The 22,869-nt window shown below is 71.7% G+C and carries 23 protein-coding genes; 10 read left to right on the top strand and 13 right to left on the bottom strand.

Features of this window, described 5'->3' with window-relative positions; all coding sequences use genetic code 11:
- Window positions 1-49: 49 nt before the first annotated feature.
- A complete protein-coding gene (locus ACFTQE_RS03715; RefSeq protein ID WP_376923788.1) occupies window positions 50-721 on the bottom strand; it encodes a DUF4097 family beta strand repeat-containing protein in 672 nt (223 codons plus the stop codon).
- Between the two features lie 241 nt (window positions 722-962).
- Between ACFTQE_RS03715 and ACFTQE_RS03720 the strand changes: the two genes are divergently transcribed.
- The 5 genes from ACFTQE_RS03720 (at window position 963) to ACFTQE_RS03740 (ending at window position 3,645) form a co-directional block, all read left to right on the top strand.
- Window positions 963-1,685, top strand: a complete 723-nt coding sequence (locus tag ACFTQE_RS03720; protein ID WP_376923789.1) for a MarR family transcriptional regulator — start codon at window positions 963-965, stop codon at window positions 1,683-1,685.
- A 53-nt stretch (window positions 1,686-1,738) separates the two neighbouring features.
- Entirely contained in the window at window positions 1,739-2,395 is a 657-nt protein-coding gene (locus tag ACFTQE_RS03725; RefSeq protein ID WP_376923790.1) for a CatA-like O-acetyltransferase, read from the top strand.
- Window positions 2,392-2,700: a hypothetical protein gene (locus tag ACFTQE_RS03730; RefSeq protein ID WP_376923791.1), complete on the top strand. Its 309-nt coding sequence runs from the start codon at window positions 2,392-2,394 to the stop codon at window positions 2,698-2,700. Before ACFTQE_RS03725 ends, ACFTQE_RS03730 begins: the two co-directional genes overlap by 4 nt.
- Window positions 2,701-2,761: 61 nt before the next feature.
- Window positions 2,762-3,172, top strand: a complete 411-nt coding sequence (locus ACFTQE_RS03735) for a hypothetical protein (protein ID WP_376923792.1) — start codon at window positions 2,762-2,764, stop codon at window positions 3,170-3,172.
- Between the two features lie 20 nt (window positions 3,173-3,192).
- Window positions 3,193-3,645 carry a hypothetical protein gene (locus ACFTQE_RS03740; RefSeq protein WP_376923793.1) on the top strand — a complete coding sequence of 151 codons (453 nt, stop codon included), beginning with the start codon at window positions 3,193-3,195 and terminating at the stop codon, window positions 3,643-3,645.
- Here ACFTQE_RS03740 and ACFTQE_RS03745 read toward each other — a convergent pair.
- Window positions 3,578-6,016 (bottom strand): HAD-IC family P-type ATPase, encoded by a 2,439-nt coding sequence (locus ACFTQE_RS03745; protein ID WP_376923794.1) that lies wholly within the window; start codon window positions 6,014-6,016, stop codon window positions 3,578-3,580. The genes ACFTQE_RS03740 and ACFTQE_RS03745 overlap by 68 nt on opposite strands.
- 64 nt (window positions 6,017-6,080) lie before the next feature.
- A complete protein-coding gene (locus ACFTQE_RS03750) occupies window positions 6,081-6,563 on the bottom strand; it encodes a dehydrogenase (protein ID WP_376923795.1) in 483 nt (160 codons plus the stop codon).
- 140 nt (window positions 6,564-6,703) lie between these two features.
- On the opposite strand from ACFTQE_RS03750, the gene ACFTQE_RS03755 reads away from it, so the two are divergent.
- A complete protein-coding gene (locus ACFTQE_RS03755; RefSeq protein WP_376923796.1) occupies window positions 6,704-7,969 on the top strand; it encodes a glycosyltransferase in 1,266 nt (421 codons plus the stop codon).
- On the opposite strand, the gene ACFTQE_RS03760 is transcribed toward ACFTQE_RS03755, so the two are convergent.
- Together ACFTQE_RS03760 and ACFTQE_RS03765 are read right to left on the bottom strand one after the other, a co-directional pair.
- Window positions 7,944-8,663 carry a response regulator gene (locus ACFTQE_RS03760; RefSeq protein ID WP_376923797.1) on the bottom strand — a complete coding sequence of 240 codons (720 nt, stop codon included), beginning with the start codon at window positions 8,661-8,663 and terminating at the stop codon, window positions 7,944-7,946. The two genes, ACFTQE_RS03755 and ACFTQE_RS03760, sit on opposite strands and share 26 nt — an antisense overlap.
- Complete coding sequence (locus ACFTQE_RS03765; protein ID WP_376923798.1) at window positions 8,656-10,788, bottom strand: sensor histidine kinase; 2,133 nt, start codon at window positions 10,786-10,788, stop codon at window positions 8,656-8,658. Before ACFTQE_RS03765 ends, ACFTQE_RS03760 begins: the two co-directional genes overlap by 8 nt.
- Before the next feature lie 197 nt (window positions 10,789-10,985).
- Between ACFTQE_RS03765 and ACFTQE_RS03770 the strand changes: the two genes are divergently transcribed.
- The 3 genes from ACFTQE_RS03770 (at window position 10,986) to ACFTQE_RS03780 (ending at window position 13,502) form a co-directional block, all read left to right on the top strand.
- Entirely contained in the window at window positions 10,986-11,486 is a 501-nt protein-coding gene (locus ACFTQE_RS03770; RefSeq protein WP_376923799.1) for a hypothetical protein, read from the top strand.
- Window positions 11,470-12,999: a multicopper oxidase family protein gene (locus ACFTQE_RS03775; RefSeq protein ID WP_376923800.1), complete on the top strand. Its 1,530-nt coding sequence runs from the start codon at window positions 11,470-11,472 to the stop codon at window positions 12,997-12,999. Before ACFTQE_RS03770 ends, ACFTQE_RS03775 begins: the two co-directional genes overlap by 17 nt.
- Window positions 13,000-13,097: 98 nt before the next feature.
- The gene (locus tag ACFTQE_RS03780) at window positions 13,098-13,502 is read left to right on the top strand and encodes a DUF6855 family protein (RefSeq protein WP_376923801.1); all 405 of its coding nucleotides are present in this window, start codon (window positions 13,098-13,100) and stop codon (window positions 13,500-13,502) included.
- Between the two features lie 16 nt (window positions 13,503-13,518).
- Here the strand turns inward: ACFTQE_RS03780 and ACFTQE_RS03785 are convergent, their stop codons facing one another.
- Complete coding sequence (locus tag ACFTQE_RS03785; RefSeq protein ID WP_376923802.1) at window positions 13,519-14,889, bottom strand: NAD(P)/FAD-dependent oxidoreductase; 1,371 nt, start codon at window positions 14,887-14,889, stop codon at window positions 13,519-13,521.
- 113 nt (window positions 14,890-15,002) lie between these two features.
- On the opposite strand from ACFTQE_RS03785, the gene ACFTQE_RS03790 reads away from it, so the two are divergent.
- The gene (locus tag ACFTQE_RS03790; protein WP_376923803.1) at window positions 15,003-15,620 is read left to right on the top strand and encodes a hypothetical protein; all 618 of its coding nucleotides are present in this window, start codon (window positions 15,003-15,005) and stop codon (window positions 15,618-15,620) included.
- 28 nt (window positions 15,621-15,648) lie between these two features.
- Here the strand turns inward: ACFTQE_RS03790 and ACFTQE_RS03795 are convergent, their stop codons facing one another.
- Genes ACFTQE_RS03795 through ACFTQE_RS03825 form a run of 7 tightly spaced genes read right to left on the bottom strand, consistent with a single transcriptional unit; the run spans window position 15,649 to window position 22,860 of the window.
- A complete protein-coding gene (locus tag ACFTQE_RS03795; protein ID WP_376923804.1) occupies window positions 15,649-17,280 on the bottom strand; it encodes an ABC transporter ATP-binding protein in 1,632 nt (543 codons plus the stop codon).
- A gap of 8 nt (window positions 17,281-17,288) precedes the next feature.
- Window positions 17,289-18,386, bottom strand: a complete 1,098-nt coding sequence (locus tag ACFTQE_RS03800; protein WP_376923805.1) for a serine hydrolase domain-containing protein — start codon at window positions 18,384-18,386, stop codon at window positions 17,289-17,291.
- A gap of 37 nt (window positions 18,387-18,423) precedes the next feature.
- The gene (locus ACFTQE_RS03805) at window positions 18,424-18,921 is read right to left on the bottom strand and encodes a GNAT family N-acetyltransferase (RefSeq protein WP_376923806.1); all 498 of its coding nucleotides are present in this window, start codon (window positions 18,919-18,921) and stop codon (window positions 18,424-18,426) included.
- Window positions 18,922-18,930: 9 nt separating this feature from the next.
- A complete protein-coding gene (locus tag ACFTQE_RS03810) occupies window positions 18,931-20,100 on the bottom strand; it encodes an anhydro-N-acetylmuramic acid kinase (protein ID WP_376923807.1) in 1,170 nt (389 codons plus the stop codon).
- Window positions 20,097-21,008, bottom strand: coding sequence for an N-acetylmuramic acid 6-phosphate etherase (murQ, locus tag ACFTQE_RS03815; protein WP_376923808.1), 912 nt, complete (start codon window positions 21,006-21,008; stop codon window positions 20,097-20,099). The genes ACFTQE_RS03810 and murQ overlap by 4 nt, the downstream gene beginning before the upstream one ends.
- Complete coding sequence (locus tag ACFTQE_RS03820) at window positions 21,005-21,892, bottom strand: ABC transporter permease (protein ID WP_376923809.1); 888 nt, start codon at window positions 21,890-21,892, stop codon at window positions 21,005-21,007. The genes murQ and ACFTQE_RS03820 overlap by 4 nt, the downstream gene beginning before the upstream one ends.
- On the bottom strand, window positions 21,889-22,860 hold the full coding sequence (locus tag ACFTQE_RS03825) for an ABC transporter permease (RefSeq protein WP_375838109.1): 972 nt from the start codon (window positions 22,858-22,860) through the stop codon (window positions 21,889-21,891). Before ACFTQE_RS03825 ends, ACFTQE_RS03820 begins: the two co-directional genes overlap by 4 nt.
- Window positions 22,861-22,869 lie beyond the last annotated feature (9 nt).

Consider the following 22,869-nt stretch of genomic DNA (forward strand, 5'->3'; position numbering starts at 1 on the left):
GCACCCGTTGCGGGTGCCGGCGGCCGGTCGTCAGCAGTGGAGCTCGGTCTCAGAGGCTCCGCGCCTCGATGTCGCCGTACGCGGTGGTCGCCGTGATGGCGAGTTCGGCGTCGGCGCCCTTGGAGTTGCTCAGCGAGTTCTGCACGCGACCGTAGGTGGTGCCCGCGTCGAGCGTGGCGGATGCCCCGGGCACGACGCCGACCGACAGGTTGCCCGCCTGTGCGCTGAGCACGACCGAGCCGCGCACGGCCTCGGCGATGCGGATGTCGCCCTTCTGGGTGCTGATCTCCGCAGGGCCGTTGAGGCGGCCGACCACGACGTCACCGGCGAGGGCGGAGAGCCGCACGGTCTCGGCCTCGTCGATCTTGACCGTGCCGTTGGCGCCGGCGAACACGACGTCGCCGAGGCGTCCGACACCGCGGAACTCGGCCGCGGCCGCCTTCGCCTCGACTCGGGATCCGGCGGGCAGTTGCACCGTGACCTCGACCGAACCCGACGGGCCGAGGATCTGGTTGCCGGCGGGCGTCGCGATGCGCAGCAGGCCGTCGCGATAGTCGACCGTCGTCTCTTCGGCCATCTTCACGTCGCGGCTCTTCGACGCGTTGGCGGGGCGCACCTCGACCGCGGTGTCGGCCCGGTCCGCGGCGATGACCTGCACGCGGCCCGCCGAGATGTCGAGCACGGCGGCGATGGGGGCGGGGGTGTCGAACTTCTGCAGCATGATGATTCCTCTTCAGTCGGTGTTGCGTTCAGTTGGTGTTTCCGATGTCGGTAACGCTACGTTGCGTTCACAAATCACACAACAACTGAATTGCATTGAGAGAATGAAATACCAGATCAAACATGGTTAATCGTTGCAACGGCCGGAGATCTAACGCAATGACCGAACCTTCATTCGTTGCAATGACTGCGGAACGAAGGTCATACTGGAGGCGACCCGACCGTCGACGAGGGAGGCCGAGATGCCGGGAGGCAGGCTCACCCAGCACGAACGCCAGCAGATCTCGATCGGCCTGGCCGACGACCTCGCCTACGCGGAGATCGCAAGGCGTCTCGACCGCCCCACCTCGACGATCACGCGCGAGGTGATGCGCAACGGCGGCCCCGCCGCCTACCGAGCCGATCTCGCGCAGCGGGCCACGGAGCGCCGCACGCACCAGCGCAAGCCGACGACGCCGCGCGGCGAGCAGCCGCCCGTGCCGGCACACGGCCGCGATGCCGACGCGGTGCACGAGTACGAGGAGGCGTTCATCACGATCCTCATGCAGTCGGGCCTCCCCCGCATGGCGGCCTCGGTGCTGACGTGCCTGTACACCTCCGACGCCGGCAGCCTGACCGCGGCAGAGCTCGTGCAGCGCCTCCGGGTCAGCCCCGCATCGGTCTCCAAGGCGGTCGCGCTGCTCGAGAACGTGGGGCTCGTGCGCCGGGAGGTCGAGGGCGGCCGACGCGAGCGCTACTCCGCCGACAACGACGCGTGGTACCAGTCGATGATCGCCGCGGCGCGCTCCAACGCCGAGCTCGCCGATGCCGCCCGGCGCGGCGTCAACGTCTTCGGGCGCGACACGCCTGCCGGCAATCGGCTCCAGAACATGGCGCGCTTCGTGGACTTCGTCGCCGAGAGCATCGCCCGTGCCGCCGAGCAGGCACGGGAAATCCTCAACACGAACATCGCCGACGAACGCTGACGGATGTCGCGGCGCGCGCGTTGCGCGAGACCGAGGCATGCGACGATCGAGAGATGACCAGCCCCGACCCGATCGACCTCGACACCTGGCCGCGGCGCGAGGCGTTCGAGCACTACCGCGACCGCGTGCCGTGCACCTACGCCATCACCGTCGAGATCGACGTGACGGAGTTCGCGGCCGCGCTTCGCGCCTCGTCGCGCAAGACCTACATCGCGCAGATCTGGGCGATCGCCACCGTCGTGAACCGGTATCGCGAGTTCCGCATGGCGCTGACCGATGCCGGAGCGGCGGCGAGCTGGCCCGTCGTGCACCCCGCGTTCACGGTGTTCAATGCCGAGCGCGAGACGTTCGCCGCGGTCTGGGCGCCCTACGACCCCGACTTCGGCCGCTTCCACGAGCACGCCGCCGAGCAGCTCGCCACTGCGGCGAGCGCGAGCACCATGTTCCCGCAGGGCGGGCTGCCGCCGAACGTGTTCGACGTGTCGAGCCTGCCGTGGACGAGCTTCACCGGATTCACGCTGCAGATCGACGGCGGCACGGGCCACCTGCTGCCGATCTTCACGCTCGGACGGTACGTCGAGCGCGACGGCCGCACGCTGCTGCCGGTCGCCGTGCAGATCCATCACGCGGCCGCCGACGGGTTCCACACGGCGCGACTGCTGGGCGACCTCGAAGCGCTCATGGGCGATGCGGGCTGGGTGGGCGCGTGACATCCGCCGACCCCTCATCGCCCACCCGCCGCATCGAGCTGACCCTGCACAAGCCCTGGTTCGCCCTGTACGGCCGCGTGCGGCCGACGCTCGTGATCGGCGGCCTCGGCCAGCCCGCCCAATGGGGCACCGGCACCTGGCAGCTGCCGGCCGACGAGACCGCGGTGATCGGCGTGTACCTGTTCAACCGCATGTGGCGCTTCGGGCGCGCCGAGTTCGCGCTCGAGCCGCGCCATGCTCCGGCCCTCGTGTACCGGGCACCGGCCCTGCCGTTCCTCCGCGGCCGGATCCGCGTGCGGGTGTAGCCTGCGAACACTGTCGCGGCCGACGCCCGGCACACCGACCGTGTCGACCGAGGGAGCCAGCGTGCGAATCCGCGCCGTCGATCTCGTCGACGTGTTCGTCTACCTCGTGGTGCTCGGGCTGTTCACCCAGTTCCTGCCGAGCGTCATCACGGAGTCGTTCATCGTGTCGCTCCTGACCGCCGTGCTGTTCAAGCTCGCGCTCGAGGTCATCGCCGTGCTGAAGACGCGAATCCTCGACCGGGTCCGTGCCGCGCGCACGCCGGCGGGCAAGACGCTGAACGCCGCGCTCCTGTTCGTGCTCGGCGCCGGCAGCAAGTTCGTCATCCTGTGGCTCACCGACCTCGTGTTCGGCGACGCGGTGCAGCTCGGCGGGTTCTTCTCCGTCACGCTGCTCATCATCGTGCTGATGCTCGCGCGCGCCGGCATCCGACTGCTCGTCGACCGCTCCTGGCCGCGAGACGGCTCGGCCTGACGTCGGCTAGGGTCGCCGGTATGACCGACGAGCCGAACTCCGTGGCGGCGGCACCCGCCCGGAAGGCGTCGCACCGGCCCCCGCCCGAGCTCGTCGCCGCCGTCGTGCTCGGCTACCTCAACGGATTCGTCGAGGTGTTCGCGGGCATCGCCCTCATGTTCGCCCGCTACCTCCCCGACGTGGAGGGCGGCGAACGCGTGGTCGTCACGATCATCGGCGCCTGCACGGTGCTGCTCGGCCTCTTCGTGATCACGATCGCGGCGGGCCTCACCCGTGCACGACTCGACGCCCGCGTGCTCGTCACCGTGCTGCTCGGCATCACCATCGCACTCGACGTGATCCTCCTGCTCGCGTCGCCCGGCCTCTGGTTCGTCATCGTCGACCTCGCGCTCGCGGCCGCCGCGATCACGGTGTTGTGGACGGGTCGAACTGCGCGGTTCTTCGCACGTACCGCCGGTGCACGAACCGGATGACCTCGATCGCGCCGATGCTCACCACCGACACGGCGAGCACGAGCGCCGACGTCACGACCGACGGGTCGACGAACATCAGGAACTCCGTGACGAGCGGCACCGAGTACACGAGGATCAAGCCGACCATCATCGCCCCGATGATGAGGATCTTCCATCCGTCGATCGGCCGTGAGAGCACGATCAGCACCCAGAGCCCGATGATCGTGAGCAGCAGGGTCGAACCCGTGCGCAGTTCCTCCTCGCCGATGCCCGCCTGCGTCGCCGCCCAGCTGTAGACGAAGAGCGCGATCGCGACGACCGCACCGGCGGGGATCGCGAAGGTCAGCGACCGCCGCAGGAACCCGGGCACGTAGCGGCGCGCGTTCGGCATGAGCGCGAGGAAGAACGCGGGGATCCCGATGGTGAGTCCGTCGATCACCGAGAGCTGGCGCGGCAGGAACGGGAAGGCGAGCACGAACACCCCGAAGAGCAGCGCGAGTCCGGTGGCGTAGACGGTCTTGGTGAGGAACAGCATCGAGACGCGTTCGATGTTCGCGATCACCTGGCGCCCCTCGGCGACCACGCGCGGCAGGTGCGAGAACTTCCCGTCGAGCAGCACGATGCGCGCCACCGCCTTGGTCGCCGGCGACCCCGACTCCATCGCGATGCCGATGTCGGCCTCCTTGATCGCGAGCGCGTCGTTGACGCCGTCGCCCGTCATCGCCACCGTGTGACCGGCCTGCTTCAGCGCGATCACGATCGCCTTCTTCTGGTCGGGCGTGACGCGCCCGAAGACCAGGTGCTGCGCCAGCACAGCCGCGAGCTCGGCCTGTTCGGCGGGCAGCTGCCGGGCGTCGAAGCCCTCTGCCGCCTCGAGCCCCACGCTGCGGGCGATCGCGGCGACCGTCGCCGGGTTGTCACCCGAGATGATGCGCACGTCCACGCCCTGCTCGGCGAAGTACGCGAGGGTCTCGGCGGCATCGGGCCGGATACGCTCGCGGAAGGTCAGGAGCGCGACGGGTTCGAGGCCTGCGGGCAGCGCTTCCGTCGCCTCGTCGAGCGGCTCGTCGCTGCGGGCGAGCACGAGCGTGCGCAGGCCGGATGCCGCGAGCTCGCGCGAGTCGCCGGCGAGCCGGTTGTCGGGGAAGACCATCTCGGGTCCGCCGAGCACCCAGCTGCCCGCGACATCCGTGCCCGCCGCGAAGGCGACCGCGCTCCACTTGCGCGCCGACGAGAACGGGATGCGCGCCGCGGGATCCGTCGACGGCACGTCGGAGTACGGCTCGGCGAGGCACTTCGCCGTCGCGTTCGCATCGGGCTCGCCGCCGTACCAGGCGAGCACGCTGCGCCATCCGTCGGCACGGGCCGCGGCGGCTCCACCCCTCGCCCGGTCGCCGGCGCCCGGCCCGAGCGGGTGCTCGGCGTCGAACACGATGCTGCCCTCGGTGAGCGTGCCGGTCTTGTCGAGGCAGATGAGGTCGACGCGGGCGAGTCCCTCGACAGCCGCGAGCTCCTGCACGAGCACCTGTTGGCGGGCGAGCTTCACGGCGCCGACCGCGAACGCGATGCTCGTCATGAGCACGAGGCCGAGCGGGATCATCGCGACGAGCGAGGCGATCGTGTTGACCGCGGCCTGCCGCCAGTCGCCCGACTCGATCGCCTGCTCCCACCCGCCGAACACGAACATCTGGGCGTTGAACACGAGCAGCGCGATCGGCCCGACGATCCAGCTGACGACGCGCAGCACCTTGTCGATCGAGGAGCGGAGCTCGCTCGCGACGAGCGAGAACTTCTTCGCCTCGGCTGCGAGCCTGTTCGCGAACGAGTCGGCGCCGACGCGCACGACGATCGCCTCGCCTTCGCCCGCCATCACCACCGAACCCGAGAGCACCTCGTCGCCCGGCACCTTGTCGACCGCGTCGGACTCGCCCGTGAGCATCGACTCGTCGAGCTGCAGGTGAGCGGATGTCGCGACGCGGGCGTCCGCCGGCACCTGGTCGCCCGCCCGCAGCACGAGCACGTCGTCGAGCACGACGTCGGAGACGGCCACCTCGAGGGCGGCGCCGTCGCGGCGCACCCGTGCCCGCGGCGCGTGCAGCAGTGCCAGCTTGTCGAGCGCGGCCTTCGCCCGAAACTCCTGCACCGAGCCGATGACCGTGTTCGCGATGGCGCTGATGCCGAACAGGGCGTCCTGCCAGCGGCCGAGCAGGAGCAGCACGAGGAAGCAGGCCGCGATGATGCCGTTGAACAGCGTGAGCACGTTCGCGCGGATGATGCTCGACACGCTCCGGCTCGACTGCTGGCTGAACGCGTTCGACCTGCCGTCGGCGGCGCGCTCCGCGACCTCGGCGCTCGTGAGGCCGGCAGGGGTCTCGACGTCGGTCGCACTCATGTCGGGAGACTATCGGCGATCAGGCGGCAGCCGCAGGTCGGCCGCCCGGAGCGTCGGCGGCGCGTCAGGCGCGCGCATCCTCCAGGTGCGGGGCGCCGTGGCTCAGCACCTTCACCACGAGGTTGTGCCGGGCGAGGGTGCGGATCGTGCGCGTGACCTCGTCGCGATCGCGGCCGAGCGCGCGCTCGTTGGCCACGACGAGCACGTCGCCGGCGCGCAACGTGCCGAACAGGCGGGCCAGCCGCTGCTCCCAGGTCTCGGGCGCCTCCGCCGCGGGGTGCTTGAAGTCGAGGATCGCGACGCCGAAGTCGGCGAGGTCGTTGCGTTGCTCGACCACCGAGGGCATGTCGTCGCGAGCGACGACGAGGCCGACGAGTCGGGCGCCCTCGGGGCGCGCCTTCCACCAGTCCTGGTTGCGCTGCAGCTCTTCGAAGCACTCGGGGCAGCCGAGCGCGTGGTGCCCGGGGCCGTGGGGCGCGGGCGCCGCGTCGGGGGTCGAGGCCGCCGCCGATGCATCCGTCGTCGACTCTGTACCCAGCTCTGCCATGCCGTTCCCCTTCGGTCCGCCTCCCATTGTCGCGCCGATCGCCGACGAGTGCGAGCCGAGTGGGCGGCGGCCGCCCGGCGAGCGGGGTTCAGCGCCAGCACGGATGCCGCGGGGCCCGGGTCGGGCGTAGCCTGCCGTGCATGAGCGGCGCCGTTCGCACCTACCTGTTCGTGCTGACCGATGCCGGTGGCACGGTTCCACCCGAGATCGGAGTGGCGCGGCGACTGGCCGAACGGGGCCACCGCGTCACCGTGCTCGCGGACGACCCGTTGGAGGCCCCGGCCGTCGCGGCCGGTGCGAGGTTCCGCCCGACGACCGGGCGAGTGACGGCGCCCTTCGACGACTGGGCGATCCGCACCCCGCCGGGGATCGCGCGCGGGATGGCCGACCAGATGATCGTCGGCCCGGCGCCGGTGCAGGCCGCCGACACGATCGCGGCGATCGATGAACTCGAGCCCGACCTCGTCGTGGTCTCCTCGTTCGCCGTCGGGGCCATGATCGCGGCCGAGTCCCGCGGCGTGCCGTTCGACCTGCTGATCCCGAACACCTACGCGCTGCCCGCGAAGGGCATGCCGCCGTTCGGCGTCGGGCTCGCCCCCGGGCGCGGGGCGATGGGGGCGCTCCGCGACCGGGCCTTCGGAGCCGCGGGCCGGCGGCTCTTCGACCGCTTCGCGCTGGCACCCCTCAACGCCGTGCGCACCGACCACGGCGTCGAACCGGTCGCGACGATGTGGAACCAGATGCAGCACGCGCGCCGGCAGCTCGTGCTCACCTCCGCGGCATTCGATTTCCCCGCCGAGCCGCCCGCCAACGCGCGCTACGTCGGGCCGATCCTCGACGACCCGAGCTGGGCCGCCGACGTACCGTGGACCCCGCCCTCCGGCGACGAGCCGCTCGTGCTCGTCGCGATGTCGTCGACGTTCCAGAACCACGTGGACTGCCTGCAGCGCATCACCGACGCGCTCGGCAGCCTCCCCGTGCGCGGGGTCGTGACCACCGGGCCGGCCGTCGAGCCGAGCGCGATCCGGGCGCCCGCGAACGTGACGGTCGTGGCATCCGCCCCGCATCGCGAGGTCATGCGACACGCGAGCCTCGTCGTCACCCACGGCGGCCACGGCACGGTCATCAAGACGCTCGCCGCCGGGCTGCCGCTCGTGATCCTGCATCACGGCCGCGACCAGGCCGACAACGCCGTACGCGTCACGGAGCGCGGGGCCGGGGTCGCGATCTCACGCCGCTCCTCCTCGCCGAAGATCGCGCGGGCGGTCGCACGCGTGCTCGGCGACGAGGGCTACCGGCAGGCTGCCGCGCGGCTCGGCGAGCAGGTGGCGCAGGATGCCGCTGGCACTGCGCTGCTCGACGAACTCGAGGGCGTCCCCCTCATTCGAGACGAGACGCACGGGTAGGGCTGGTCGCCGCGCCGCCGGTGTCGTCCTTCAGGAACGCGAGCACCGCGGCGACACGGCGGTGCACGCCCGTCTCGGGCAGCCGCAGCTTCGTGAAGATCGCGTTCACGTGCTTCTCGACCGTCGAGGTCGACAGGAAGAGCGCCTGTTCGATACCCGCGTTCGTCTTGCCCGCCGCCATCTCGCGGAGCACCTCGAGTTCTCGCGGCGACAGCGTCGCGAGCGGGCTCGACGCCCCGGCCGCGCTCCGGCGCCGCACGAGCGTGTCGACGATCTGCGGGTCGATCACCGAGCCGCCGACGCGCACCTCATGGAGGGCGTGCACGAGGTCTTCGAGGTCGCCGATGCGGTCCTTCAGCAGGTAGCCGAGGCCCGCCGAACCGTCGGCGAACAGTGCGAGCGCATAGCTCTCGTCGGCGTGCTGCGAGAGCACGACCACCCCCGTCTCGGGCGACGAGGCGCGAATCGCATGCGCGGCCTCGATGCCCTCCATGTGATGGCCGGGCGGCATGCGGATGTCGGTGAGCACCGCGTGGGGTGCGAGGCGGCGAACGGCGTCGAGCAGTTCGGTGCCGTTGCCGACCGAGGCGATGACATCGACCTCGCCCGAGTCCTCGAGCAGGCGTCGCACGCCCTCGCGCACGAGGTAGTTGTCCTCGGCGATCACGACGCGCAGCACGCCCGGGTCATCCAACCGGCGCCTCCTCACGAGCGGATGCCGCGGGGCCGACGCCGTCGAGCGGCAGCTCCACGAGCACGATCGTGCCCGACGGCTCATTGGGCGAGACGTGCACCGTGCCCCGCAGCGCGGCGACCCGGTCGCGGATGTTCGCGAGCCCGCCGTGCGAGACCGATGCGCGCCCTGGCCCCGCGATGGGAGTGTCCGAGGCGGCCGGGTCGATGCCGCAGCCGTCGTCGCTGATCGCGATGCGCAGGTGCCCGTCGCTGCGCGCGAGCCCGACCGAGGCGTGCGTCGCGTTCGCGTGCTTGGCGGTGTTCGCGAGCGCCTCGCGCACGACGTAGTAGGCGGTCGTCTCGACGTCGTCGGGGAACCGCTCGGTGCGGAGCCGCTCGTTCGCCTCGACCGTCAGCGGAATCGGGAACCGGGCGACGCCCGACTCGACGGCGGCCACGAGTCCGTTGTCGCTCAGCACGGGCGGGTGGATGCCCCGGGCGAGTTCGCGCAGGTCGGTGAGGGTCTCACGGGCCTGGTCCTGCAGCTCCTCGAGCTCCGCCGCCGTGAGCTCGCCGCGCTGCAGCCGGTTGCGGGCGAGGCGGAGACCTGCGATCTGGGCCACGACGTCCTGCTGGATGCCGTCGTGCAGGTCGCGCTCGAGGCGGCGGCGCTCGTCGTCCTGCACGGCGACGAGCCGTTCACGCGAGGCCGTCAGCTCGTCGAGCTGCGCGGCGAGCTGCGCGGTCAGCAGCACGTTGGCGACGGATGCCGCAGCCTGGCCTGCGACCGTGCGCAGCATCGTGCGCTCGGCGTCGGTGTAGTCGCCCCGGTGCCGCGGCCCGAGTTCGATGCGGCCGAGCGCCTCGTCGCCGTGCACCAGCTCGCACGCCTCAGCCGGCTCGGGCTCGGGCCCCGCGGCGCCGTCTGCGACGTCTGCCGCATCGCCCGCGACCCCCATGGGGACCGCGGCGAGCGCGCCATCCGTCGATGCGACGCGGATGCGCACCCACGATGCGTCGAGCCCGTCGCGCACGGCCTCGGCGAGCCGGTTGAGCAGTTCGCTCGGCTCGCCGGCGTGCTCGAGCTGCGCGCCGAGCTCGCCGAGCATCGTCAGTTGCCGCTCCCGATCGCCGAAGATGGCACGGTGGATCCAGCGCTGCATCCACGTGCGCACCGGCAGCAGCGCCACGGCGGCCATGGTCGTGATGAGGATCGCGGGAACCACGCGGAGCCGGTCGGAGAGCAGCACCGCCGGCATCGCGACCCCGGCTGCGTACACCACCGTGATGAGCAGGTTCGACGAGCGCGCCACCATGCGCCCCCGATCACCTGGGGCGATGTCGAACGCGCCGGAGCGGAAGATGCCGTGCACCGCCGCGATCGGGAGTGCGATGAGCGTCGCGTAGACGAACACCTCGACGACCCAGCTTCCGGGCAGGAAGGTCCAGAGCACGAACGCCACCATGGCCAGGCCGACCGTCATCGCCATCACCCGCGTGCGAGCACGTACCGCGGGCGTGCCGAAGATCGCGCGAGAGCCGAGCACCGCCAGACCCAGCGCGACGGCGGGCCAGGCCTGCACGACCAGGACCTCGACCGCAGGCGCCGCCCACTCGAGCCACGGCACGACGAACGGGTTGGCGATCGCGTCGCCGCTGATGCCGATGTACGGCGACATCACCACCTGGGGCGTCGTGAGGAGGGTCAGCGGCCCGACGAGCAGCGGGGTCCAGAGGAACGCGACGGCGATGCGCTGCCATCGATGCTCGACGTCCCCGGCGGGGAAGGTCGCGAAGACGACGAGCAGCGAGGAGGTCGCGACGGCATCGGCGGTGAGGCCGATCACGTTGAAGATCGGGAACCACGGCTCGGCCATGATCTCGATGTTTCGCTGCATGAACGTCTCGTAGGCCGACCCGACGAGCAGCGCCGTCGAGGCGAGGGCGACGAGCACCGCCGTGCGCGACGACGACACGGTGAGCAGCCACATGCCGAGCACGAACAGGGGCAGGGCTCCGAGCAGCGGCCAGGCGAGGCCATGGTCGGCGTCGCCCTCGACGAAGCCCCGGACGACGACCATGTACACCAGCGCCGCGACCCCGATGGGGCCGAGCGTCGCGAGGCACACCCACCTGCGAACCACGATTCCATCGTCCTCCTCTCGTGTGCTTCGCGGGAGAGGGCCTTCCCCGAGCGCCCTTAGCAGCAGACCCCCACCCGCTGTGCGGAGGACTGCCATGCGGTGTCGGGTCATCCGCGTTCCGGCGAGCCTGCGGCTTCGAGAACGTGGGAGGCGAGCGGATGCCGCGACCGACGGCCCGCACGAACAGGGAGGACATCATGCGCAGGTTCTACTCGGGCCTGGCCTGGACGATCGCCGCGGGCGTCGTCGTGCAGGCTGCGGCCATCGCATTCGCGTTCGGCGGCGTGCTCAACCGCGTGTCGAACGGCGACGTCGTCGACAAGGCGCTGCTCGAGAGCGGCGGGGCCGGCGGCACCGGCGAGCTCGGCTTCTGGATGCACGCGATCGGCGGCCTGACGCTGCCGCTCGTGGCGACCGCCCTGCTGATCGTCTCGTTCTTCGTCCGGGCGAAGGGCGCGCGCCTCTGGGCGGCGCTCGTGCTCGCCCTCCTCGTGCTGCAGGTCGTGCTCGGGTTCTCGCTGACCGACATGCCCTACCTCGGACTCATCCACGGCGCGAACGCGCTCGCCATCGTGGCGGCCGCGGCCGTCGCGGCGATGCGGGTCAAGCGGATGCCGCGGCCGAAAGCCGCCGGCGCCGACGGTGACGCAGCAGCGACCGACGCCGAGGAGGCGACTTCGAATGCCGTCTCGGCGTGAGCTCTTCCGGTGCGCCGTCGTCGGCGTCGCGGTCACGGCCGCACTCGGCGCGGGCGCACTCGCCTGGAGCTCCACGCTGCTCGGGGAGTACTCGGTCATGACGATGGGCGGACATTCGGACGGCGCCAGCGGCGAGGGCCACGGCGGGCATGCGGGAAGCGGGTCGGGAGCGACGGGGACATCCGGAGCGGGGACGGCGGCCGAGGCGGTCAGCGTGACCTCGCTCACCGCCGACCCCGATCGCCCGGCCGATGTGCGCGTCGAACTCGTCGCCCGTGCGGGCACCGTCGACGTGCCCGGCGGTCGTTCGATCGAGGGCTACACGGTGAACGGCACGTCGCCCGGGCCCGAGATCCGCGCCCGGCAGGGCGACCTCGTCGAGGTCGAGTTCGTGAACGAGTCGGTGGCCGACGGTGCGACGCTGCACTGGCACGGCATCGACGTGCCGAACGCGGCCGACGGCGTCGCGGGCATCACGCAGGACGCCGTGCCGGTCGGCGGTCGCCACGTCTACCGGTTCGAGGCGACGGATGCCGGCACCTACTGGTACCACTCGCACCAGGTGTCGCACGTGCAGGTCGAGCGCGGCCTGCTCGGCGCGATCGTGATCGAGCCCGCCGCGGCATCCGGGGCGTCGGGCGACGTCGCGGCCACGGAGTTCACCGCCCTGCTGCACGTCTACGGCGGCCAGCACACGCTCAACGGCCGGGTCGGGGACTCGCGGGTGGCCGCCGTGCCCGGCTCGACCGTGCGGGTCCGCGTGATCAACACCGACCAGGGCACGGCCGCCGTCTGGGCGGCGACGCCGTTCCGCGTCGTCGCGATCGACGGCCACGACGTCAACGACCCGCCCGCCGTCGAGGACCGACGCGTGCTCATCCCGGCCGGCGGGCGAGCGGATGTCGCGGTGCAGGCCCCTGCCGAAGGTGACGCGGTGCGACTCCGGGTCGGCGGCGCTCGCAGCGTCGTGATCGGCGACCCCGAGGCATCCGCACCGCCCGACCCGCGTCAACCCTCGACGACGCTCGACCTGCTCGCCTACGGCACCCCGGTGCCGCTCCCGTTCGACGCGACGGACCCCGACCGCTCGTACGACTACGTCATCGCCCGCCGCTTCGGCATCATCGACGGGCGCCCCGGCAACTTCTGGACGATCAACGGCCGCATGTTCCCCGACGTGCCGATGTTCGAGGTGAGCGAGGGCGACGTCGTCGTGATGCACCTGCGCAACGACTCGGGCGACGTGCACCCGATGCACCTGCACGGCCATCACGTCGTCGTGCTCTCACGCGACGGCGTCGCGGCAACGGGCAGCCCCTGGGTCGTCGACTCGCTCGACGTGCACCCCGGCGAGTCCTACGACATCGCGTTCGTCGCCGACAACCCGGGCATCTGGAGCGACCACTGCCACACGCTCCCCCATGCGGTCGACGGGCTCGTCGCGCACGTCATGTACGACGGCGTCACGACGCCGTTCACGATCAACGGCGACGCGGGCAACCACCCCGAGTGACGGCGCCGGCGGCCCGATCGCGGTTGCCTCGATGCGACACGTCCGTGCGGGGAACGGCGTAGCATCGGCCGCGTACGACCGTTCGAACGGAGACCGCCATGACCGGCACCGGAACCATCGACGACCCGTGGCAGCTGACCACCGCACCCGGCACGAGCGCCTACACGATGTACCGCGACGAGACGGCGGACCCGCCCGTGCTGGTGTGCCAGGTCGGCTCGACGACGCTCAGATACCAGCTGCGTGCCATCGACGACCTGCACGCATGGCTGCTCGAACAGGGCGACTGGGTCGACCTCGGTGCCGCCGACGAGCAGAAGCCGGCGCAGCCCGGCACCGTCGAGGCCTGGGGCCGCGACGAGGCGAACCCGGTCGGCGGCTGGTACGGGCTCCGCAAGGGATACCGCGGTCGCTTCGGGATGTACCTGCCGCCGCTGCTCGAGGCGCTCGGCCTCGCCGAGCTCACGCACGACAAGCGCAACAACCGCGTCCGCGCGGTCTGAGCGACCCTCCGTCAGTTCAGCGACCCGCGACGAGGTCGGCGACGTGGGCGATCGGCGACGTGGTCGCACGCCCGCGCAGCTCGGCGCGGTCGGCGGCGTGGTACGCCCCGTAGATGGCCTGCACCGCGAGCCAGCGGAGCGGTTCGATCTCCCACTTGCGCGCGCGGTGCCCCACCCATGGCAATCGCGTGAGCTCGGTGTCGCGGCCGAGCACGAGGTCGCGGAGCGTGCGCCCCGCGAGGTTCGTCGCGGTCACGCCGGTGCCGACGTAGCCGCCCGCCCAGCCGAGCCCGGTGGCGCGGTCGTGGCCGACGGTGGCCGCCCAGTCGCGGGGCACGCCGAGCACCCCCGACCAGGCGTGGTCGATCGCGGCATCCGCTGCCGACGGGAAGAAGCGCGCGAGCAGCGCGCCGAGGCTCTCGATCGTCGCCTGCTGGGTGCGCCCGTCGTGATCGACGCGCGAGCCGTAGCGGTAGGGCACGCCGCGGCCGCCGAACGCGATGCGGTCGTCGGCCGTGCGCTGGGCGTACATGTAGACGTGGGCCATGTCGCCGAGGGTGTCGCGGCCGTTCCAGCCGATCTCGTCCCACACGGATGCCGCGAGCGGCTCGGTCACGATGAGTGACGAGTTCATCGGCAGCCAGGTGCGGTGCTCGCCGCGCAGGTCGGGCGTGAACCCCTCGGTGGCGCGCAGCACGTGGGCGGCGCGCACGGTGCCGTGGTCGGTGCGCGCCTCGCCCGCTCGGATCTCGGTGACCGTCGTGCCCTCGTGGATCGCCACGCCGAGGCGTTCGACCGCTGCGGCGAGGCCGAGGGCGAGCTTCGCGGGGTGCAGGCGCGCGCAATGCGGGTGCCACAGACCGCCGAGGGTGCCCGCGACGTTCACGCGCTCGGTCGCCTGCGTCGCGTCGAGGAGTTCGACGTCGGTCGCGGGCCACGACTGCTCCGCCGCGGCGACGGACTTCAGCCGGGCGAGCTGCGCCGGCGTGTAGGCGACGACGAGTTCGCCGCCCTTGTGCAGGTCGGCGTCGATGCCCTCTGCGGCCGCGACGGCGATGACCTCGTCGACCGCCTCGTTGAGGGCGAGCTGCTGCGCGATCGCAGCGTCGCGGCCGTGCGTCTTCACGTACTGCTCGCGGCCACCGGTGACCGAGTTGGTGAGCCATCCGCCGTTCCGGCCCGAGGCTCCGTAGCCGGCGAAGCGCCGCTCGAGCACGGCGACGCGCAGGTCGGGCTGGTCGCGCTTCAGGTAGTACGCCGTCCAGAGGCCGGTGTAGCCGGCGCCGACGATCGCGACGTCGACGTCGAGGTCGCCGGGGAGCGCAGGGCGCGGTGCCGGCAGGCCGAGCTGTTGCAGCCAGAACGAGACTCCGCCGTTCGCGGTCATGCGTGTTCCTCTCCGGTGAAGTCCAGGCGGCCGAGATATCGGCGTGTTTTACAACAATGTTTTGAAACGTAGCGGCGAAGCTGGCAGGCTGTCAACCGAGAGAGGGAGGGCCAGTGCCGATCGACGTCGACACCGACGAACGCCTCGCCGACATCGCCCGCGCGACCGTCGACGTCGCCAGTGAGCGCGGCACCCGCGCCGTGACCCTGCGCGCCGTCGCCGATCGCCTCGGCCGCTCGACCGCCTACATCACGAACTTCGTGCCCTCACGCGCCCACCTCATGGCGAACGCCCTCGACCACGCCCGGACGCAGTGGAACGCGAGTCGCAGCGAGCACCTCGGCGAGCTCGTCGGCGTCGAGCGCCTCGCAGCCCTCACCCGGTGGATGTGCAGCTCCTCCCCTGAGGAGAACGTGCTGCGCAGCCTGTGGATCGAGGTCATCGCCGATGTGCGCGGCGCGAACCAGCGCGCCTACGAGGTCGTGCGCCGGGTGACGGACGCCACCTACGAGAAGTTCCTCGCCGGCGCCGAGCACGTCGAGGTCGACGGCGCATCGGTCGACCTCGAGACGGCGGCGCACATCGCCGACATCCTGTACCTGTACTGCCGCGGCTACGAGGTCAAGGCCGTCGAAGACCCGGCCTCGTGGACGGATGCACGCGTGCAGGCCTCGCTCGAGGTGCTGCTGCGCATACTCGTGTTCGACGGAGACCGCGAGGCGACGGCGTAGCGGCCGGCGCCGTTCGGCCCGACCGGCCTCAGGAGGCCAGCGCGGCCCCCGGGATCGCCGCCAGCAGCTCCCGCGTGTACGGGTCCTGCGGGTCGTCGAAGATCTGCTCGGGCGTACCACTCTCGACGATGCGGCCGCGCTGCATCACGTGCACCTCGTCGGAGATCATGCGCACGACCGCGAGGTCGTGGCTGATGAAGAGGTAGCTGAGGCCGAGCCGGGCCTGGAGGCCCGCGAGGAGCTCGAGGATCTGCGCCTGCACGAGCACGTCGAGCGCCGACACCGCCTCGTCGAGCACGACGAGCTCGGGTTCGAGGGCGAGCGCACGGGCGATCGCGACGCGCTGGCGCTGGCCGCCCGAGAGCTCGTGCGGCAGGCGCGAGGACATCGCGACCGGCAGGGCGACCTGCTCGAGCAGCTCGGCGACCCGCTTGCGGCGACCGGCCGCGTTGCCGATGCGGTGCACCTTGAGCGGCTCGGCGATCGACTCCTCGACCGTGTAGCGCGGGTCGAGCGAGGCGTACGGGTTCTGGAACACGGGCTGCACCCGGCGCCGGAACGCGAAGAGCTCGCGGCGCTTCAGGGCGGTGAGGTCGGTGCCGTCGAAGGCGATGCGACCCGAGGTGATCTGCTCGAGCCCCAGCACGAGGTTCGCGGTCGTGGACTTGCCCGACCCCGACTCTCCCACGATCGAGACGGTCTTGCCGCGCGGGATCGTGAAGCTCACGCCGTCGACGGCGGTGAAGGTCGTGGGCTCCCCCGCCTTCGGCGAGCGCAGGTGGAACTCCTTGCGCAGGTCGGTCACCTCGACGAGCGGGCGCGCGTCGACGTCGCCGCCGCGGATCGGCAGCGGTTCGCGGCGCGAGGCGAGGCTCGGGGCCGCGGCGAGCAGCTGCTTCGTGTACTCGTGCTGCGGGTTCTCGAGCACCTCCTGCGAGGTGCCGGTCTCGACGATGCGACCGCGGAACATCACGACGATGCGGTCGGCGCGCTCGGCGGCGAGCGCCAGGTCGTGGGTGATGAGGAAGACCGCGGTGCCCATCTCGCCGGTGAGCTTGTCGAGCTGATCGAGGATGCGGCGCTGCACCGTGACGTCGAGGGCCGAGGTCGGCTCGTCGGCGATGAGCAGGCGCGGCTGGCACGCGAGCCCCATGGCGATGAGGGCGCGCTGGCGCATGCCGCCCGAGAACTCGTGCGGGTACTGGCGCGAGCGCTGCTCGGGGTCGGGGATGCCGACGAGGTCGAGCAGCTCCACGACACGTGCGCGCACGGCGTCGCCGGTGCCGTAGCCGTGCACCTCGAGGGCCTCGCCGATCTGCTCGCCGACCCGCATGAGGGGGTTGAGGTTCGACATCGGGTCCTGCGGCACGAGGCCGATGCCCGCGCCACGGAGCTTCACGAGCTCGTTCTCGCCGAGTTCCGTGATCTCCCGCCCCTCGAAGCGGATGCTGCCAGCGGTGATCACGCCGTTCTCGGGCAGCAGCCGGTTGATGGCGGCGGCCGTGGTCGACTTGCCCGAGCCCGACTCGCCGACGATCGCGACGGTCTCGCCGGCAGCGACGTCGATCGAGACGTCGTCGACCGCCGTGATGAGCTCCCCGCCCGAGCGGAAGGCGATCGAGAGGCCGCTGATGCGGAGCACCGGTTCATTCGTGGTCATGGTCGCGTTCACTCCTGTGTGCTGAGGGTCGAGGCGAGCGCATCGAGCACGCGCTGCCAGTTGAGTTCGGTGGGCGCCGGCTCGGCCGCGAGCAGGCGGTTGCTCGCGAAGGCCACGGCGATGCCGCGCCCCGGCACGAAGCCGACGGCGCAGCCGGTGAATCCGGGGTGCCAGAGCAGCGGCATCCGCTCGCCCTGCACGATGAGTTCGCGGCGCCGCCAGCCGAGCGCCTGCTCGGCGTCGGGCCCGGCCGCGACGACGTCGGCGGTGACCTCGGGGTTCCAGAGCTCGGGCCGTTCGTCGGCGCGGCTGAGCGCCGCGGCGACATCGAGCACGTCGTCGATGGAGCCGAAGAGTCCCGCGTGCCCGGCGACGCCGCCGAACGCGTGGAAGCAGTTGCCGTCGTTCGCATCGCCGTTGACGGGCGAGGTGCGCCAGGCGAAGCCCGCATCAGCCCACGAGACGGGGTACGGATGCCCCGTGGCGACCATCCGGCGCTCGGCCTCGTCGCCGTTCGAGCTCGTGGCCACGTCGCCCTCGACCGGCCCGTACCCGAGCGAGCGGAGGCCGAGCGGGCGTGCGACGAGGTCGCGCACCGCCGTGTCGAGCTGCGCGCCGGCGACCGCTTCGACGACCCGGCCGAGGTGCATGAATCCGAGGTCGGAGTAGTGGCGCCCGCTGCGCGGCGGGTACCGGAGCGGGAGGGCGTCGATCGCCCCGAGCGGATCGTCCCCCGGAGCGAGGTAGAGCGGCTGCCATTCCCAGAGCCCCGCGCGGTGCTGCAGGAGGTCGCGGACCGTCGTGCCGGCGTCACCGCCGAAGCTCGGCACGAAGCGCGTGACGAGGTCATCGAAGTCGAGCAGGCCCATCGACGCCAGGCGATGCAGCGCCGTGGTCGTGCCGACGACCTTGCTCACCGAGGCGAGGTCGTGCACGGTGCCGCGGTGCATCGGCGCGGCGGCCGGCTGCTCGGGTGCGGCGAGACCGGCGGCGGCCACCTGCCGTTCGCCGGCGAGGTCGATGCCGATCACGCAGCCCGCGGGGGCTGCTGCGCTCGGCGCGACGACGGCCTCTGCGAGGGCGACCAGGTTCTCGGGCGCGTTCATGCGGCCGCCTCGTTCATCCGGAGTTCGGCGAGCCGGATCATTCCGGACTCCGTCCACCACGGCGGAGCCTCAGCTCCGGCTCGCCGAACTCGGCTTGCGTGCGCGCTCCACCGTCGGGCAGCCAGCCGCGGCCCCGGTAGAACGCGATCGACGGCGCGTTCGCCGCGAAGACCCAGAGCGCGACCGACGCGGCACCGCCGTCGATGAGCGTTGCATATGCAGCATCGAGCAGGCGCGTGCCGAGGCCGAGGCCCCGGGCGTCGGGCGACACGTAGAGCGAATGCACCGCGCCGCCGTCGCCCTCCGGCTCGGGCGCGAACCGCGTGACGCCCTGCACGAGGCCGTCGTGCTCGGCGACGAGCACCCTGCCCTCGGTCGACGCGAGCACCCGGCGCCAGAGCGCCTGCGCCCGGTCGTCGGTCATCGCCTCGATCGCGGCGGCCGGCAGCACGCCGACGTAGCTCTCGCGCCAGCAGGCGAGGAACACGGCGACGATCGCGTCGCGGTCGTCGCTCGTGGCGGTTCGAAGCGTCACGGGCACGGTTCAGCGACCCGCCTCGAGCACGAGCGAGCGCAGGCCGTCGACCGGCTGCGGCAGCACGAGCGGGCCGTCGCCCGGCGTGATCGTGCCGAGGATGCGCGGGGCGCGGGCACCCGTGCCGCCGGGAACCGTCGCCGGGATGCCGTGCAGGGTGCACCAGCCGATGAGCGCGAAGGCGATGGCCTCCTTGCTGTCGGCGGGCGCACCGAGTTCGTCGGCGAGCACGACCTCGACCTCGGGGAGCGCCGCGCGGAGCCCGTCGAGGATCAGCGGATTGCGGCATCCGCCGCCCGAGGCCGCGAGGAAGCCGATGCCCGCCGCCCGCACGTCGCGGGCGACCGTCTGCACCGTGAGCTCGGTGAGGGTGCGCACGAGGTCGGCGACCTCGATCGACCGGCCGAGACGGGCCTCGGCGTCGCGCACGTAGGCGAGGTGGAAGTGCTCCTTGCCCGTGCTCTTCGGCGCCGTCAGCGCGTAGTACGGGTCGGCGAGGAGCAGCGCGAGGAGCTCCTCGTCGACGGTGCCGCTCGACGCGATGCGGGCGTCGTCGTCGTAGCCGAGGTCGTTCAGGCCCTCGTCGACCACGACCGCGTCGACGAGCGCGTTCGACGGGCCGATGTCGTAGGCGACGAGCGAGCCCTCGCCGACGACGGTCATGTTCGAGATGCCGCCGAGGTTCAGCGCGGCCGAGACGCCCGAGCGTCCGCGGAGCAGCAGCTCGTCGAGGAAGGAGACGAGCGGGGCGCCATGGCCGCCAGCGACGATGTCGCGGATGCGCACGTCGGAGACCACCGGCACGCCGAGGAGTTCGGCGATCCACGCCGGCTGGCCGATCTGGAGGGTGCCGAGCGCGTGCGCGCCGTCGACCCAGTGGTAGACCGTCTGGCCGTGCGAGGTGACCGCGTCGACACCGCCGACGGCGTCGCGCGCGGCGAGGGCGGCATCGGCGAACGCCTGGCCGATGAGCGTGTCGAGCTCGCACACCTCGGCGAGCGTCGTCTGCGCGGGCGGCAGTGCGGCGATCAGCCGCTCCCGCAGCGCGGGCGCGTACGAGGTCGTCGCGTCGTGCAGAACCTGCCCCGAGAGCACGCCGTCGCGCTCCGTGAACTCGACGACGGCGACGTCGATGCCGTCGTGCGAGGTGCCGGAGATCATGCCGAGGACGCGCATCATGCACCTTCCATCGCGGGCCGGAGCCGGCCGCCGGACGCCGCGAGGCGCGCCTCGGCCTCGGCCTGCGAGAGACCGCGGGCGAGCACCAGCACCGAGGACTTCACGTCGTAGTCGTTGCCCTCGAGCGTCGACTCCGCCTGCTCGCGCGTCACCCCGGCGATCTCGGCCACCATGCGCACCGCGCGGTCGCGGAGCTTGTGGTTCGTGGGCTTCAGATCGACCATGAAGCTGCCGTAGGTCTTGCCCTGCCGCACCATCACGATCGTCGAGAACATGTTGAGCACGAGCTTCTGCGCCGTGCCGGCCTTCAGCCGGGTCGAGCCCGTCAGGACCTCAGGGCCGACGGCCACCTCGATGGGGAACTCGGCGGCGGCGCTCAGCGCCGTGTCGACGTTGCACGAGAGGCCGACCGTGAGGGCGCCGAGCCCGCGCGCCCGCTCGATGGCCGCGATGACGTACGGCGTGCGACCGCTCGAGGCGATGCCGATCACCGTGTCGAGCGGCCCGATGTTCGCCGCGTCGACCGCGGCGGCACCGGCGTCAGCGTCGTCCTCTGCGCCCTCGGTCGGGGTGACGATGGCGGAGGCGCCGCCGGCCATGATCGCGAAGACCAGCTCGGGCGGCGTGCTGAACGTCGGCGGGCACTCCGAGGCGTCGACCACGGCGATGCGGCCGGGCGTGCCCGCACCGACGTAGACGAGACGCCCGCCACGCGACATCCGCTCGCTCGCGGCCTCGATCGCCGGAACGATCTGCGGCAGGGCGCGGTTGACGGCGCCGGGCACCGTCGCGTCGGCCTCGTTCATGGCCGCGGCGATCTCCGCGACGCTCATGCGGTCGAGCTCCGCGTAGCGCGGGTTGCTCGCCTCGGTGGCGAGGTTCGCCAGGTCGTCGTCGAGCGTGCTCATTTCTTTCCTCTGTTTCTGGGGTCGAGTGCGTCGCGGAGTCCGTCTCCGAGGAGGTTCAGTCCGACGACGAGGAGGACGACGACCGCGCCGGGCGCGATCATGGTCCACGGTGCGATGCCGATGAGGGTGCGCGCCTCGAAGATCATGGAGCCGAGCGACGGAGCCGGCGGCGGGGTGCCGAGGCCGAGGAAGCTCAGGGATGCCTCGGTCAGCACCGCCCACGAGAGCGACAGCGTCACCTGCACGATGATGATCGAGGTGATGTTGGGCAGCACGTGGCGGAACATCACCATCGCGCGGCTCTGCCCCGTGCTCGTTGCGGCCTTCACGTACTCGATCTCGCGGAGCGAGAGCACCGGTCCACGGGTCACGCGGATGAAGATCGGCACGTACACGATCGCGATGGCCACGGCGATGGTGAACCAGTTGCGATCGAACACCGAGGCGAGCGACAGTGCGAGCAGGAGCGGCGGGAACGCGAACAGCACGTTCGTCACGCCCGAGATCACGCCGTCGGAGACGCCGCGGTAGAAGCCCGCGACGAGGCCGCAGAAGGTGCCGACGAGCGTGGCGAACGCCACCGCGACGAGCGAGATGAGCGCCGAGTTGGCGACACCCGCCGCGACCCGGGAGAACACGTCGCGGCCGAACTGGTCGGTGCCGAACCAGTGCTCGGCCGACGGCGGCTGGAGCCGGGCCGGCGGGTCCTGCGCGATCGGGTCGTAGGGCAGCAGGCCGAACGCCGAGAGCAGGCTGAGCACGCCCAGCACGATGACGATGATGAGGCCGACGAGGCCGCTCCGGCTGCGGAGGAGGAGGCGAACGCGCTCCATGGTCCGTCCGCCGCCGGGAGCGAGGGTCGCGGTCTGAGTGATGTCGGTCATGCGGCACGCACCCTCGGGTCGATCATGCGGTAGAGCACATCGGTCAGCAGGTTCACGATCACGAACGAGAGCGCGATGATCAGCACGGTGCTCTGCACGAGCGCGTACTCCTTCTGCTGGATGCCGAGCAGCACCTGGCGGCCGATGCCCGGCAGCGAGAAGATCTGCTCGACGACGACGGCGCCGCCGAGCAGGTAGCCGAACTGCAGGCCGGTCATCGTGACGATCGGGACGAGCGCGTTGCCGAGCACGTGCTTGGCCTGGAGGCGGCGGGGCGGCACCCCCTTGGCCTTCGCCGTGCGGATGAAGTCGTTCGACCGAATCTCGAGCACGGCGGTGCGCGTCGTGCGCATGATCGGAGCGGCGATGCCGAAGCCGAGCACGATCGACGGCAGCAGCATCTGCTGCAGGTTCAGCCACGGGTTGTCGAGGAAGTAGGCGTAGCCCTCGCCGTTCGGGTTGAACCCGAGGCTCGACGCGAGCACTGCGAGCAGCGTCGTCGCGAGCAGGAAGGCGGGGATCGAGAGACCGGCGAGGCCGACGACCTGGCCGAAGGCGTCGCGGGGCGAGTCGGGCTTCGACGCCGACAGCATGCCGAGCGGGATGCCGATGAGGAGCGCGAGCACGATGGAGAAGATCGCCAGCTCGATGGTGACCGGCAGCGACTGCGCCGTCAGCTCGAGCACGCTCTGCTGCGCGCGGGCCGAGAAGCCGAGGTTGCCGGTGAAGATGTTGCCGAGCCAGCTGAAGAACTGCACGATGAGCGGCTGGTCGAGGCCGTAGTACGCCTCGAGCTGCTGTTGCTGGGCCGGGGTGAGTGCCGCGGCCTCGGTGCCGAGGCCCGCCGTGATCTGGTTGCCGGGGATCGCCCGCAACATGATGAAGACGAACACCGCCACGCCGAGCAGCGTCGCCAGTGCGGCGAGGATGCGCCGGAGCACCGGGTTCCTGAAGAGTCGTCGAAGCATGGTCTTCCG

Source organism: Agromyces sp. NPDC056965, from assembly GCF_042673425.1.
In the GTDB taxonomy this organism is placed as follows: Bacteria; Actinomycetota; Actinomycetes; order Actinomycetales; family Microbacteriaceae; genus Agromyces.